General features: G+C 65.8%; 15 protein-coding genes. 3 read left to right on the top strand and 12 right to left on the bottom strand.

All coding sequences use genetic code 11. The features are described 5' to 3' along the window. Positions 1 to 95: 95 nt before the first annotated feature. A complete protein-coding gene (locus tag ACWEFV_RS12195) occupies positions 96 to 887 on the top strand; it encodes a 3-oxo-5-alpha-steroid 4-dehydrogenase (RefSeq protein WP_450070355.1) in 792 nt (263 codons plus the stop codon). Between the two features lie 12 nt (positions 888 to 899). Here the strand turns inward: ACWEFV_RS12195 and ACWEFV_RS12200 are convergent, their stop codons facing one another. The 11 genes from ACWEFV_RS12200 to ACWEFV_RS12250 all read right to left on the bottom strand — a co-directional run bounded on the left by ACWEFV_RS12200 (position 900) and on the right by ACWEFV_RS12250 (position 11611). After that, positions 900 to 1394: a PPOX class F420-dependent oxidoreductase gene (locus ACWEFV_RS12200; protein ID WP_450070356.1), complete on the bottom strand. Its 495-nt coding sequence runs from the start codon at positions 1392 to 1394 to the stop codon at positions 900 to 902. Continuing rightward, positions 1394 to 2302, bottom strand: a complete 909-nt coding sequence (locus ACWEFV_RS12205; RefSeq protein WP_450070357.1) for a sigma-70 family RNA polymerase sigma factor — start codon at positions 2300 to 2302, stop codon at positions 1394 to 1396. The genes ACWEFV_RS12200 and ACWEFV_RS12205 overlap by 1 nt, the downstream gene beginning before the upstream one ends. 36 nt (positions 2303 to 2338) lie before the next feature. Beyond that, positions 2339 to 2689, bottom strand: coding sequence for a cupin domain-containing protein (locus ACWEFV_RS12210; RefSeq protein WP_450070358.1), 351 nt, complete (start codon positions 2687 to 2689; stop codon positions 2339 to 2341). A gap of 4 nt (positions 2690 to 2693) precedes the next feature. Continuing rightward, positions 2694 to 4112 carry an NAD(P)/FAD-dependent oxidoreductase gene (locus ACWEFV_RS12215; protein ID WP_450070359.1) on the bottom strand — a complete coding sequence of 473 codons (1419 nt, stop codon included), beginning with the start codon at positions 4110 to 4112 and terminating at the stop codon, positions 2694 to 2696. A gap of 28 nt (positions 4113 to 4140) precedes the next feature. Continuing rightward, a complete protein-coding gene (locus tag ACWEFV_RS12220) occupies positions 4141 to 5229 on the bottom strand; it encodes an ABC transporter ATP-binding protein (RefSeq protein WP_450070360.1) in 1089 nt (362 codons plus the stop codon). After that, positions 5219 to 6019, bottom strand: coding sequence for an ABC transporter permease (locus ACWEFV_RS12225; RefSeq protein WP_450070361.1), 801 nt, complete (start codon positions 6017 to 6019; stop codon positions 5219 to 5221). Before ACWEFV_RS12225 ends, ACWEFV_RS12220 begins: the two co-directional genes overlap by 11 nt. Then, entirely contained in the window at positions 6016 to 6903 is an 888-nt protein-coding gene (locus ACWEFV_RS12230) for an ABC transporter permease (RefSeq protein ID WP_418032247.1), read from the bottom strand. Before ACWEFV_RS12230 ends, ACWEFV_RS12225 begins: the two co-directional genes overlap by 4 nt. A 13-nt stretch (positions 6904 to 6916) precedes the next feature. Continuing rightward, entirely contained in the window at positions 6917 to 8041 is a 1125-nt protein-coding gene (locus ACWEFV_RS12235; protein WP_450070362.1) for an ABC transporter substrate-binding protein, read from the bottom strand. 74 nt (positions 8042 to 8115) lie between these two features. Then, a complete protein-coding gene (locus tag ACWEFV_RS12240; protein WP_276126588.1) occupies positions 8116 to 8706 on the bottom strand; it encodes a helix-turn-helix domain-containing protein in 591 nt (196 codons plus the stop codon). Between the two features lie 237 nt (positions 8707 to 8943). Then, positions 8944 to 10092 (bottom strand): FAD-dependent oxidoreductase, encoded by a 1149-nt coding sequence (locus tag ACWEFV_RS12245; protein ID WP_450070508.1) that lies wholly within the window; start codon positions 10090 to 10092, stop codon positions 8944 to 8946. A gap of 31 nt (positions 10093 to 10123) precedes the next feature. Then, positions 10124 to 11611, bottom strand: a complete 1488-nt coding sequence (locus tag ACWEFV_RS12250; RefSeq protein ID WP_450070363.1) for a gamma-aminobutyraldehyde dehydrogenase — start codon at positions 11609 to 11611, stop codon at positions 10124 to 10126. A gap of 123 nt (positions 11612 to 11734) precedes the next feature. On the opposite strand from ACWEFV_RS12250, the gene ACWEFV_RS12255 reads away from it, so the two are divergent. After that, positions 11735 to 12250 carry an Lrp/AsnC family transcriptional regulator gene (locus ACWEFV_RS12255; RefSeq protein WP_450070364.1) on the top strand — a complete coding sequence of 172 codons (516 nt, stop codon included), beginning with the start codon at positions 11735 to 11737 and terminating at the stop codon, positions 12248 to 12250. Further along, the gene (locus ACWEFV_RS12260) at positions 12247 to 13617 is read left to right on the top strand and encodes an aspartate aminotransferase family protein (RefSeq protein ID WP_450070365.1); all 1371 of its coding nucleotides are present in this window, start codon (positions 12247 to 12249) and stop codon (positions 13615 to 13617) included. The genes ACWEFV_RS12255 and ACWEFV_RS12260 overlap by 4 nt, the downstream gene beginning before the upstream one ends. A 68-nt stretch (positions 13618 to 13685) precedes the next feature. Here ACWEFV_RS12260 and ACWEFV_RS12265 read toward each other — a convergent pair whose 3' ends face one another. Further along, positions 13686 to 14048, bottom strand: a complete 363-nt coding sequence (locus tag ACWEFV_RS12265) for a hypothetical protein (protein WP_450070366.1) — start codon at positions 14046 to 14048, stop codon at positions 13686 to 13688. Between the last annotated feature and the right edge of the window lie 316 nt (positions 14049 to 14364).

Consider the following 14364-nt stretch of genomic DNA (forward strand, 5'->3'; position numbering starts at 1 on the left):
GTGTCGCTGGCATCAGGCTGAGCCAGGGTGGTAGAACACGTTACAGAAATAGCGGCGGCAGCCGCTGAAACCGCCAGCTCACCTAGGAATCAGCCATGCACTGGTACACCGGCAACACGTTCTATGACACGGTGCTGACCGCGGCCTTCGCGTTCGCGGCATTCGTGATCATCGGCGGTTTCTTCGCACAGAGTTCCTACGGGCGCTTCTCGACGACGAAACTCGGCTTGAACCTCAACCCGAAGCTCGGCTGGTGGCTGATGGAGATCCCCGCCACCGTGGTGTTCTTGATCAGCTACCTGGCCGGGCCGAACCGATTCGAGCCGACGTCCCTGGTGCTCGCGGGGATCTGGCTGCTGCACTACGCCAACCGCGGTTGGTTCTTCCCGCTCGCGATCCGCCAGGTGCCCGGCAAGCGCGGCACGTTCAACGTCTCGGTGATCGTGATGGGCATGCTCGTCACCTCCATGCACGGCTACCTCAACGGAACCCTGTTCAGCCAGGACTTCTTCGGGCAGTACACCACCGAGTGGCTGACCGACCCGCGATTCCTGGTGGGGTTGGTGATCTACCTGGGTGGGTTCGCGCTACTGGTCAATTCCGAATCGATCGTGCGGAACCTGCGCGACAAGAACAACCCGGGTGCTGCCGAATACCGGATCCCGTTCGGCGGCGGCTTCCGGTTCGTCACCAGCCCGGCCTATCTGGGCGAGATCATCGCCTGGTCCGGCTTCGCAATACTGACCTGGGCCTTGCCCGGGGTTGCCATCCTGTTGATCACCGCGGGCAACCTGATCCCCCGGGCGCTGGGCACCCACGACTGGTATCAGGAGAAGTTTCCCGAGTACCCCACCGACCGCAAAGCGTTGATCCCGTACGTCTTGTGACGCCGGATGCTGTCACGCCTCGGCGGGCGTGATCTCGATGAAAGCCATTGGCACACCCAGGGTCTGACTACTCACATCGAGGCTGCGCTCGAGCAGCTTCATGGGTGAGCTCCAGTTGGCGGCGATCACGGCGTTGGCATGCGCGTGTTCTGCCTCGGGCAGGATGCGCGCCACGCCGGCCACCACGGGGCCGATGGGCTTGCCGCGCAGGCTGCTCGCCACCACAAGGACATCCGGATTGTTACGGATGCGTTTGACCTTCCCGGTCGACGCATCGGTGCGCGCGTAGAGCTTGCCGTCAGCGATGCCGTGGTTGATCGGGCTGGGCACCGCCTCCCCCGATTTCTTGAAGGTCACCAACACGATCTGCCGGTAGTTCCCGAACCCGGCGAAGGTGCTCGCGGTGGCCGGTCCGATGTCGAAGGCATCGCGGTGGCGCATCTTGTCCATGCCGCGGAACATCATTCGGCTGAACGTGTGCGCCAGGGTTCCGGGCTCGTTCGGCATCACTGTGCACCTCTCAGCGGGGATCCGGTGAACTTGTCGGGGTTGGCGATGTCCCAGACCGCGCAGACCAAGCCGTCCCGCACCGTGAAGACCGTGACCCGGGGCATCATCTCGGGGTAGCCGTCACCGGCCGGCGCCCCTGTGGTGTAGAGGCCCAACTGACCGTTGACGAGCGCAAATTGACTGCCCGCCAACCAATTCGGCCCGTAGCGCTTGGACAGTCCGAGGATGAACCGGGCCACCTTGTCCGGCCCGTGGATGACGCGGGCAGCCGTCGGGGCACGACGGTTCGAATCGCCGGTGAACGTGACGTCGGGATGCAGCAACCGCACGACGGCGTCGAGCTCCCCCGACGCCAGCGCGGCCATCAGCTCGCCCGCCACCTGGTTGTGCAAATCGTCGGCCGACGACGCAGGCGGATTGTCCGCGACCGCACGACGGGCCCGGGAGGCCAACTGGCGGGCCGAAGCATCGCTGACGCCGAGCACACCGGCGATTTCGGTGAACGGCAAGCCGAACCCGTCGTGCAACACGAAGGCCACGCGCTGATCGGGGGTGAGCCGCTCCAACACCACCATCGCGGCGAACCGGGCGTCTTCCCCGGCCACCACCGCGTTGAGTGGGTCGTTCGCGTCGAGCCCGGTCACCACGGGCTCCGGCAGCCATTCCCCGTAGTAGGCCTCGCGCCGGTGCGCCGCCGAGCGCAACCGGTCCAGGCCGAGCCTGCTCACCACGGTGGTCAGCCAGGCCCGCAGGTCAGCGATCGTGGTCTGGTTGGCTTCCCAGCGGATCCACGCATCCTGGACGATGTCCTCGGCGTCGGCGAAGGTTCCGGTGAGCCGGTAGGCCACGGCCAGCAGATGGGGCCGCAATTCCTCGAACTCGCCGACCCGAGCGCTCGCGGTCATGGCCCCAGTTTAGGACGCATCAGACGAACGACGCCCTCAGGCACCCACCATGACGTAGGTCTTGCGGATCGCCTCCTTGACGAACCACGTTCCTCGCCACCCCTTTGGCAGGACCAGCAGGCTGCCGGGCCTGATGTCGGCGCTCGTTCCGTCCTCACCGACGACGGTGCCGGAGCCCGAGATGATGTGGCACACCTCGGTCGCACTCGACCGGTCCGCGCTGAACTCACCCGGGCCGCATTCCCACACCCCGGTATCGGTCACCGCATCGGCCCAGACACCGAGCGAGGATTCCAGCTGGCCGCTGACGCTCGTCGGTTTCGGTTGCGGCTCGGGCATTTCGACCGTGTCCGCGTCAACATGAAGCAGGTTCGCACTCGTCTCCATCGCGTCAGCGCCCGGTGATCTTGTTCGCCACACGTGCCAGCCCACTCGTGCCGGACAGGCCACGCGTGGACTCGCGACGATCAGCGGTCCGGTACAGCGCATACATCGCCTGAACTCCCAACCACCGCAACGGCTCCGGCTCCCATTTTCGAACCCGACGCCCCACCCAGGGCAGCCGGGTGAGCGCGGTGTCGCGCTTGAGCACGAGATCGGCAAGGGTGTGCCCGGCCAGGTTGGTGGTGGTCAGGCCGCTGCCGACATAGCCACCCGCGGTGCCGAGCCCGCTCGCCCGGTCGAAGTCCACGGTGGCAGTCCAGTCGCGCGGCACCCCGAGCACCCCGCACCACGCGTGCTCGATCGGAACGTCGCGGGTCGCCGGGAACATGTCGCGCACCAGGGCGCCCAGAGCATCGATGGTCCACTGCTGGGTGGCTCCGCGATGATCGAGTGCCGAACCGTACCGGTAGGGGATCCCCCGGCCGCCCAGCGCAATTCGATTGTCAGCCGTGCGCTGGGCATACATGTAGCCGTGCGCGTAGTCGCCGAGGAGCTCGGCGCCGTTCCAACCGACCTGCTGCAGAACGGAATCCGGAAGGGGTTCGGTCACCACCATCGAGGAGTTCATCGGCAGCCACGCCCGGCGCTGTCCCGGCATGGTCGCGGTGAAGCCCTCAAGGCAGCGCAGGACCACCGGTGCCCGGACATCGCCACGGGCCGTGATGGCACGCCCGGCCTTGACGTCGGTCACTTCGGTCTGCTCGTAGATGGCAACGCCCATGCCCTCCACCACGCGGGCCAGCCCCTGAACGAGTTTGGCCGGCTGCACGCGCGCGCAGTGCGGGGTGAACAGAGCGCCCATGGCGCGCTCGACCCGGATGCGGGCATTGGATTCGTCGCCGGTGAGGACCACGAAGTCGTCCTCGGTGGCACCCCAACTCCGCTCGTAGTCGAGAGATTCGCGGAGCCGGCCCATCTGCGCCTGGTTGCGCGCCACATGCAGCACGCCGTCCTTGACCACGTCGGCGTCGATGCCTTCGGACTTCGTGACGTCGATGACCTCGTCCACGGCGCCCCGCATGGCCCGCATGAGTGCGACGACGCCGTCGTGGCCGTGCGTAGAGGCATAGGCGTCGCGGGATCCCGCAAGTTCGGCGGAGAGCCATCCGCCGTTGCGACCGGACGCCCCGAACCCGGCGAACTCCTTCTCCAGCATGACAATCCGGATGTCTGGCTGTTCGCGCTTGAGGTAGTAGGCGGCCCACAAGCCGGTCAGGCCCGCACCGACGATGCAGACGTCGGCTTCGAGCGAACCCGGCAGAGCCGGTCTTGATTCCGGCCAGCCCGCCGCGCGATACCAGAACGACACGCTGCCGTTCACGAAGTCATTGGCAAGACCGCTGGTCGTGCGACCGTCGGGGGACATCTTGGTTCTCCTGTACTTGTGCGGTTGATCAGTTGTCGGCGGGCAGGATGGTGGCGACGTCGGGATCGAACGTCAACCACACCTTTTGCCCCGCCTGGGTCGGTGTGATGCTGTCCGCGCTCTCGCGGACCAGCGCGACGGTGCCGTCGGGCAGGCTGACCTCGACCTTGCGGGAGTTGCCGAGGTAGATCTCCTGAATCACGGTGCCCGGCACCGCATTGACGACGTCCGGTTCGGTGTCGCCGGTGACGATGCGAAGCCGTTCCGGCCGCACCACGACGGCCACCGAGTCGCCACGCCTCGATTCACCCCGGCCGGCCACGAGCCGCCGGCCATAGGCATTGACGACCCGCCCATCCTCCAGTTTTCCCTGGAACAGCGACGACTCGCCGAGGAATCGGGCCACGAAGATGCTCTTGGGGTGTTCGTAAAGGTCGGTGGGCGAACCGATCTGCTCGATGCGCGCCTTGTTGAACACCGCGATGCGGTCCGAAAGCACCAGCGCCTCGTCCTGGTCGTGGGTGACGTAGACGAACGTGGTGCCGAGTTCACCGTGAATGCGCTTGATCTCGAGTTGCAGCGAATCACGCAGTTTCTTGTCCAGCGCGCCCAGCGGTTCGTCCATGAGCAGCACGCGCGGTTCGTAGACCATGGCCCGCGCGAAGGCGACGCGCTGCTGCTGACCGCCGGACAGTTCCTTAGGCATCCGCTTGCCGTAACCGTCGAGGCCGACCGTCTGCAGCGCAGCGGCGACCTTCTCGCGGCGCTCCGCTTTGGCCATCTTGCGCTGGCGCAGCGGGTATTCGACGTTGTCGATCACCGTCATGTGCGGGAACAGCGCGTAGTGCTGGAACACCATGCCGATGTTGCGGCGGTACGGCGGGAGATCAGCGACGGGCCGGCCGTCGATCAGCAGCTCCCCCTCGGTGACGTCGACGAAGCCGGCGATCATGTTGAGGGTGGTGGTCTTACCCGAGCCGCTGGGGCCGAGGAGGGTGAGGAACTCGCCCGGCCGCGCATCGAGGTCGATGGCGTCGACAGCCTTTTCCGACCCATAGGTCTTGGTCAGGCCGCGCAAGGTGATCGACGCACCGTGCGGGGTGTTGTCAGTGGACACGATTCCTCCTGCGCGAGTAGATGCCCGCGACGACGGTCAGACCTGTCGTGAGGGCGAGGATGAGAGTGGCGGCCGCAGCGATCGTGGGATCGGTGTCGCGCGTCACCGAGGCGTACATCTTGACCGGCAGCGTCTGCAGGTACGGGCTCTGGATGAACAGCGACAGCACGACCTCGTCGAAGCTCGTCGCGAACGCGAACAGCGCGCCCGAGAGCACCCCCGGCGCCACCAGCGGCAGTGTGACGGTACGGAACGTGGTCCAGCGGCCGGCACCGCAGATCGCGGCCGCATCCTCCAGCCGCCGGTCGAATCCCTGCAGGCTGGCCATCACCGGCACGATGACGAACGGCAGTGCCAGCACGCTGTGCGCGACGACGAAACCGAACAAAGTACCGAGCAGATTCAGCCGCAGGAACAACGCGTACAGGCCAACGGCGACCACGATCACCGGAACGACCATGGGAGCCAACAGGAATGCCCGTATCCCCTGCCGACCGGCCAGCCTGGTACGGCTGAGCGCCACCGCCGCGGCGGTGCCGAACAAGGTGGCGAAGACGGCCACCAGGACCCCGACCTCCAGGCTGGCCTTCAGTGCGGCGATCCACGCTGGATCTTCGAAGAACGTGCGATACCAGCGCGTCGACCATCCGCTCGGCGGGAAGGCGAACGACGGCCGATCGGTGAAGCTCAGCGGCACCACGATCAACGACGGTGCGACCAACCACACACCGACCCCCGCACAGAACAACCCGAGCAGGACATTCCAGAACGTCTTTGCATACCGTGTCATGCCGTGCGCTCCTTGCGGTTTCGGCGCAACAGGTACAGCAGGGCGGCAAGCACCAGGAAGGTGACGAGTAGCAGGACCACACCCATGGCCCCTCCCCTGCCCCAGGCCAGCAAGCTGGTGACCTGTACGTAGATCTGCTGGCTGATCAGGGCGTCGTCGGGAGCGCCGAGCAGCGCAGGTGTGACATAGAAGCCGAGGCTGCTGATGAAAACCATCAGGCAGCCGGCCCCGACGCCGGGCAGCGACAGCGGCACCCAGATTCTCGCGAACGAGATGACCGGTCGCGCACCGAGACTCGACGATGCGAGCACGAGCCGCCGGTCGATACCCGACATCACGGCATACAACGGCAGGACCATGAACGGCAACAGGATCTGGCTCATGCCGATGACCACGCCCAGGTTGGTACGCAGCAGCGGCACACTGCCCAGCCCGACGAACGACAGCAGGGTTTGGAGCGGCCCGCCGTCCTCCAGCAGGATCACCCAGGCGAAGGTGCGCACCATCAGGCTGGTCCAGAACGGAACCAACACGATGAGGGTCAGTGCGATACGGACCGCGGGCCCGAACGCGACCATGGCGTAGGCGTAGGGATAGCCGAGCACCAGGCAGATCACCGTGACTTCGAGGCCCGTCGTGAACGTGCGCAACAGGACGCTGCGCTGCACGGAATCGCCCAGATACCAGGCGAAATTGCCGAAGCCGAGTTCTGGGTCGCTGAACGCCTGCCAGAACATGATGGCCAGCGGCAGTCCGAACACCCCGAGGACGAGCAGAACCGACGGCGCCAACAAACCGATGTCGCCGAGCCTCCGACCGGAGGTGGTGGGAGTGGTCTGGGTCTTGGGTGGCGCTCCGCCCGCCAGAACATCGACCATCGTCATGGAACGAGACCTCCTAGCCCGCGAGCCAGGACGTGTACTTGTTGGCGATGTCTTCCTGGTGTTCGGCCCAGTACCCGAGATCAACTGGGAACCGGTCCTTTTCCCGCTCCGGCGTGGTGGTCAGGTACGACCGCGCCAGGTCGTCGAGTTGCGGCTTGGCATCGACGTTGATCGGGCTGTACGACGTCAGTTCGGCAAGCTTGGCCTGCTGCTGGGCACCGAGGTAGAAGTTGATGAGCGCCATCGACGCCTTGGGGTTCTTGGCGCCGACGGGAACGGCGATCGTGTCGGCCTCGGGCATCCACTGGTCCCAGATCGGAGCGAACGGCGCCCCGTTCTTGACCGCCGAGTACGCGCGACCGCTCCACACCAACGCCATATCGACCTGGCCGGACTCGATGAGCTGTTGGGACTGCGCGCCGGTGGTCCAGAAGACCGTGTCCTTGCGGATGCTGTTCATCTTGGCCAGCGCCCGGTCCATGTCGATCGGGTACATCGCGTCCGGGGCGACACCGTCGGCGAGCAGCGCACCCTCGAGGACGCCGGGGTCGAGTTCACCAGGCACGCCTTCGATCGCCCGCTTACCGGGGAACTTCGCGGTGTCGTAGAAGTCGGTCCAGGTCTTCGGCGGGTTCGCCCCGTACTTCTTGGTGTTGTAGACCACGATCAGTCCGTAACCCATTGCGGGGACCGAACAGTCGTCGGTCTTGGTGCCCGGGGGCAGCTTGCTGATGTCGACGATGCTGGTGTCCAGCGGCATGAACAGCGTGCCGCAGTTCTTGGCGGTGAACACGTTGGTGCTGTCGACCACATCCCAGGTCACGTTCTTGGAGTCGACCTGAGCCTTGATCTTCGAGTTCTCAGTAGGCCCGTCCTGCAACACCTTTGCGCCGGACTGCGCTGCGAACGGCTCGATCGCCGCCTTCGTCTGACCGTCCTGGAAGATGCCGCCGTACGACACGAACGTCAGGGTCATGCCCTTGAGTGCGCCTTCTTTGACGGTGCCGGCCTGCGGCGGTCCGCTGCCCAGATCCACGTCGGCCGCTTGGCCGGGACCCGCAGGCGTACACGCGGTGGCCAGGAGGGCCCCGGCAGCGATCAAGGCGGACACACTACGAGCGGCAGGCGACATCTTCATTGGGGATCTCCTTTGGATCTGGGCGGAAAGGTGTTCGCGGACGTGGGCACATCCGCAACGGGGCGAGCGGCCCGTCAAGTCGGCCAGTCGGTCGGGGGGCTGACGATCCAGATGAGCTCGACTGGCGCGTCACTCAGGTTGTGCACGGTGTGCGGCATGGACGTGCGGTACTCCGCGCTGTCCCCCGGTTCGAGCACGTAACGCTCACCGTCGAGTTCCAGGGTGGGGGTGCCGGCGATGACGATCAGGATCTCCTGCGCGTCACCGTGCACGTAGGCCTCGCCTGCGCTCGACCCGGGCGACAGTTCACCCGCGTAGACCTCGAGGTTTCGCAGCGGCTTTTGTGACAGAAGGTATTTCGAGCTCAGCTCTGATACCTCGATGGTCGGACGGGCCGCCTTCCTGAGAATGCGGACGTCGGTGACCTCGTCGTCGGTGAACAAGTCAGGCAGCACGATGCCGAGCGACTGAGCCAGCCGACGCAGGGTTCCGACACTCGCGTTGACCTGCCCGCGCTCCACCTGGCTGAGAAAGCCCGGGGAGATACCGGCACGATCGGCCAACTGTCGCAGAGACATCTTCCGCGCAGCCCGGAACTGACGGATCCGGGCTCCGACCACGGTGTCTGCCGCTTCAGCGGGATCCGGCTCGACGGTCGCACTCATATCGAAACATCCGTTCGTCTCAAAAGAGCAAGAGGATTGTTTTCAGCGAACACTTTGTTCGCTGAAACCAAACCCTATGTCTGGTTCGAGACGGTCCGCAAGGCCTCCATCACATCTCCCAAGAATTGTGATGCAGGACACACCCATGCGTTATCGGCGGCGACCTGGCGATAGACCCACGATTATCGTTGCGATAGTCGGTCTTTACGAGGGATTTCGTTGCCCCCCGACGGGGGCCTAGTGCCTGCCGAGCACGTGTGGACCCGTGCGCTCAGGCACCCCCGTGGCGAAGCGCGCCAACGACCACTGAGCGACATCCGGGTCCGGCGTGCGTCCCTCTGCCAGATCGGCGAGCACCTCGCCCATCAGTGCGGAGTACTTGAAACCCTCCCCCGAGTCGCCGCATGCCACGACAATTCCACCCTCGAGTCGGTCGACGATGAACCTGCCGTCGGGAGAGTCGGTCCAACTGCAGACCTGAGCATTGAGCACGGTCGGAACCACTGCGGGCATGTCGGTCTGCACCCGGTCACGGAGCACCGCGGACCGCCCATCATCAGGGGTCCGGTCGACATCGCCGGCCCGGTAGTCCCGCAACGGGGCATCCAAACCGATCTTGTAGCCCGCACCGGGCGACGGCATGGCATAGATGCCCGGACGGTCGCCCGACGGTCCATCGAACAGACATGGAAAGTCGTCGGTGGCAGCAGGATTCGCGGGATCGCCGAAGTACACCACCTGTTCCAGATACGGGTGTAGCGACAGGTCCAGCCCGAGCGGCGACAGCAGCGGCGCCGCTCCCGGCCCGGCCGCGATCACCGCGACATCGGCATCGATGATGTCACCGTCTGCCAGCACCACGCGGACGCCGTTGGCGGCTTTCTCGACGCGTGCCACGTCACGCTCGAGAAGCGTTGCGCCGGGGGCACTCTGAAAGATCTTCGACTGAGCCAGCAGCGATGCTTCGGCGAGCACGACACCGGCGACCGGCTGCCAGAGGGCGTCACGCCCGTCGCCGCGCAGACCAGGAAAGAACCGGTCCACATCCGCCGCAGGCACATTGGCGTACGCGACGCCAAGGGCCGCCAATGTCGACTCCACGGCCGGCAGCGACTCGTCGTCGCGCCACAGCAGACCACGGGTGAGGAACACCGGGGTTCCCGCCCGCTCGGCAAGGCGGTGCATCGCGTCGACACCACGCTGCGCCGTCCGCACCCGCATCGGGTCAGGGTCGGCGAGCCGCCACAACCGGGTCGATCCCGCCGAGGAAGACAGTCCGTTCAGCGGGCCGTAGCGGTCGATCAGCGTCACCCGGTGCCCGCGGCGGGCGAGCTCAGCCGCGGCGGGCAACCCCCACGCGCCCGCCCCGATCACCACGCACGTCATGGTCACGGCGGGCGACCTCTAGACCAGACGCTCAGCGCTTGCTGAAAATCGTTCGGTGCCACTCTTTTTCGGCCACACCGGTGATGTCGCTCATCACATGCTTGATGGTGAGGTACTCCTCGAACGAGTAATCGCTCATGTCCTTGCCGAAGCCCGACGCACCGACGCCGCCGTGCGGCATCTCGCTGATGATCGGGATGTGGTCGTTGACCCACACACACCCGGCATTGATCTCGCGGGAGGCCCGCTGCGCCCGGTACACGTCCCGGGTCCAGGCCGAGGCGGCCAGGCCGTAGTCGGTGTCGTTGGCCTGCCGGATCGCGTCGTCGTCGTCGGTGAACGCCCGCACGGTCAGCACCGGACCGAAGATCTCGTCGCGGTACACCTCAGAGGTCTCCGCGACATCGGCGATCAAGGTAGGCCGGTAAAACGCGCCGGGCAGATCCGGGATCACGCCTCCGGTGACGACGCGGCCGCCCTGCTCGGGCGCGCGGGCCACCATGGCGGCGACCTTGTCCCGGTGCGCGAACGAGATCAGCGGGCCCAGGTCCGTGTCGGGATCGTGCGGATCGCCGACGACGATCTTGCTCATCACCTCGGCGACGCCGGCGACGAAGTCGTCGTACAGGTCGCGGGCGACGATCGCCCTGGTGGCGGCGGTGCAGTCCTGGCCGGTGTTGATCAGGGCACCGGCGACGGCACCCTGGATCGCAGCATCCAGGTCGGCGTCGTCGAACACCACGAACGGCGCCTTGCCGCCCAACTCGAGTTGGGTGCGGTGTCCGTGTACCGCGGCGGCGGTCATCACCTTGCGGCCGACCGCGGTGGATCCGGTGAAGGTGACGACGTCGACGTCGCGGTGCCCGGCCAGGGCGGTGCCGACGTCGGCGCCACCGCCGGTCACGACGTTGAACACACCGTCGGGCAGGCCGGCCTCGGTGGCCAGCCGGGCCAGGGTGAGGGTTGTCAGCGGGGTGATCTCGGCGGGCTTGATGACGACGGAACAGCCGGCGGCCAGCGCCGGGATGACCTTCCACACCGCCATCTGCAGGGGATAGTTCCACGGCGTGATGGTGGCGACGACGCCGACGGCTTCACGCCGGATGCTGGAGGTGTGGTCACCGGAGTACTCGGCGGTGGCCTTTCCCTCCAGGTGGCGTGCCGCACCCGCGAAGAAGTCGATGTTGTCGACGCTGCCGGGGACATCGAACTCAGTGGCCAGGCGTACCGGCTTGCCGGTCTGGCTGACCTCCTCGGCCACCAGCTGATCGGCGTGCTCGTCGGCGAGCTTGGCCAGCTTGGCCAGGACCGCCGACCGCTCGGCGGGCGTCGCCTTCGACCAGGTGGGGAACGCCTTGCGGGCGGCATCGACGGCGTTGTCCACGTCGGCCGGAGTGGCCAGGGCGTAGTCGACGACAGGCCGGCCGGTCGCGGGGTCGATGATCTGATGGGTGCCCCCGGCCGTCGCCACAGGCGCACCGTTTATCCAGCTGCTCGTCACATTCACTGCCACGTTCATGGGGCCCCACGGTAACCGATGGGTCATCCGATCTCTACGCAATCCCGCGCTTAGGCCCGGTTTAAACGAGGGATTTCATCGATTCGGTTGCCCTAAACGACGGATTCCGTGCACAATCGGTGCATGACCAACCCTGAGGGTGAAGACCTTCAGCCAGTGCCTCTGCGGGTGAACCACAATTCTCGCACCGCCTTTCAGCTCGACGAACTGTCGAAGGCGATCATCGAGAAGCTGCAGGCCGACGGCCGACGTTCGTATGCCGGAATCGGTAAGGCCGTGGGCCTGTCCGAGGCGGCGGTGCGCCAGCGCGTGCAGCGCATGGTCGACGCCGGCGTCATGCAGATCGTCGCGGTGACCGATCCGTTGCAGCTCGGGTTCGCCCGGCAGGCGATGATCGGCATCCGCTGCACCGGCGACACCCTCAAGTTGGCCGAGAAGTTGTCTGCCATCGAGGCCGTGGACTACGTGGTGCTGACGGCCGGGTCCTTCGACGCCATCTGCGAGGTGGTCTGCGAGGACGACGACAGCCTGCTGGAACTTCTCAACACCCAGATCCGCTCATTGCCAGGAGTGATAACCACCGAAACCCTCGTCTATCTGAAACTCGTCAAACAGCAATACAATTGGGGAACTCGATGAGCGTCACTGAAAAATCCGATCTGGCAGCCAAAGCCAACCGCCACCTGTGGGGGCACTTCGCCCGCCACGGGGAGGGCATCACACCACCGATCATCACGCGCGGCGAAGGTGCCCACATCTTCGACGACAGGGGCAAGAGCTACATCGACGGCCTGTCCGGCCTCTTTGTCGTCCAGGTCGGCCACGGCCGCAAGGAACTTGCCGAGGCCGCGGCCAAGCAGGCCGAGAAGCTGTCCTTCTTCCCGCTGTGGTCCTACGCCACTCCGCCGGCCATCGAACTGGCCGAGCGCGTCGCCAACTACGCACCGGGTGACCTGAACCGGGTCTTCTTCACCACCGGCGGCGGCGAGGCCGTCGAGAGCGCATGGAAGCTGGCCAAGCAGTACTTCAAGCTGACCGGCAAGCCGGGCAAGTACAAGGTGATCTCGCGGTCGATCGCCTATCACGGCACGCCGCAGGGAGCCCTCGCCATCACCGGCATCCCGGCATTCAAGGCGCCGTTCGATCCGCCGACCCCCGGCGGTTTCCGGGTGCCCAACACCAACTTCTACCGGGCACCCGCCGAATACGGTAACGACGAGAAGGCGTTCGGCCGCTACTGCGCCGACCGCATCGCCGAGGCCATCGAATTCGAGGGTCCCGACACCGTGGCCGCGGTGTTCCTCGAGCCGGTGCAGAACGCCGGTGGCTGCTTCCCGCCGCCGCCCGGATACTTCGAGCGGGTCCGTGAGATCTGCGACGAGTACGACGTGCTGCTGGTGTCCGACGAAGTGATCTGTGCGTACGGCCGCATCGGTTCGATGTTCGCCTGCGACGATTTCGGCTACGTGCCGGACATCATCACCAGTGCCAAGGGCCTGACATCGGGCTACTCACCGCTGGGCGCGATGGTGGTCAGCGACCGGTTGTTCGAACCGTTCAACGACGGCCATACGGTGTTCGGGCATGGCTACACCTTTGGCGGACACCCGGTTTCGGCTGCGGTGGCGATGGCCAACCTTGACATCTTCGAGCGCGAGGGCATCAATGCCCACGTCAAGGAATCCGCTCCGACATTCCGGGCCACCTTGGAGAAGCTGTACGACCTGCCGATCGTCGGCGATGTCCGCGGTGAGGGATTCTTCTACGGCATCGAGCTCGTCAAGGACAAGACGACGAAGGAGACCTTCAACGACGAAGAGTCCGAGCGGCTGCTGCGCGGGTTCCTGACGCCGGCGTTGTGGGAGGCCGGGCTGTACTGCCGCGCCGACGACCGCGGCGACCCAGTGATCCAGCTGGCCCCGCCGCTGATCAGCGGGCAGGCCGAGTTCGACGCGATCTACGAGATCCTGCACGGTGTGCTGACCGAGGCAGGAAAGCTGTTGTAGCAACGGCGAACAGGTGACGCAATCGGCCCTCTCCATTTCTGGAGAGGGCCGATCGTCGTTACGGTGGGTCAGCCTTCGCTGCCCGCACCTGCACTCGAACCGCTCCCGGAGCCGGCGTCGCCCCCGGAACCGTTCTTGGCGCCAACCCGGTGCTTGGCGGGCTTGGCCTTCATCGCCTTGGCGATGTTGTCGCCCACCTTCTTCAGATTCGACCTCAGATTCGAGGCGGATTGGTCACCGACCTCCTTGGCCGCCTTCCCCGTTCGATCTGAGAACTTGTCGAGCTCAGCCTTCACCCGGCTGGCCGGCAGAGCCTTGGGGCTCGCGGTGACCGCCCCCTGAGCCGGGCCCGCATCCGAGTCCGCGGCAACCTCGTCGCCGGCGGTTTCATCCGCGGCCGCGCGCAACGCAGAAACCGGTGCGGCGCCCACGCGAGCCGGTACCGCGGCATCCGAGCGCAACCCCCGCTGTGAGATACGAACGAATTGAAACTTGCACTTGGCCTTCCCTTGGACGCCGGTGTGATCTTGGACGTGAGAAAACTACTAAGAGGAACCTGAGGACTCCGATATTTTTCGCAATGTCGCAACGATTCGGGCCAAGGCCTCCAGCCGCGCGCAATCTGGCCGCGTGAACATCTCCCCTGGTCATTCGCCCCCTTTGGGCGATGCAGCCAACCCCGGAGTCCGGGTCGATGAATTTAAGATCGCAACTATCCGTCAAGCACGATTGAAACGTGTTCTACCG

Source organism: Mycobacterium sp. NPDC004974 (genome assembly GCF_053600815.1).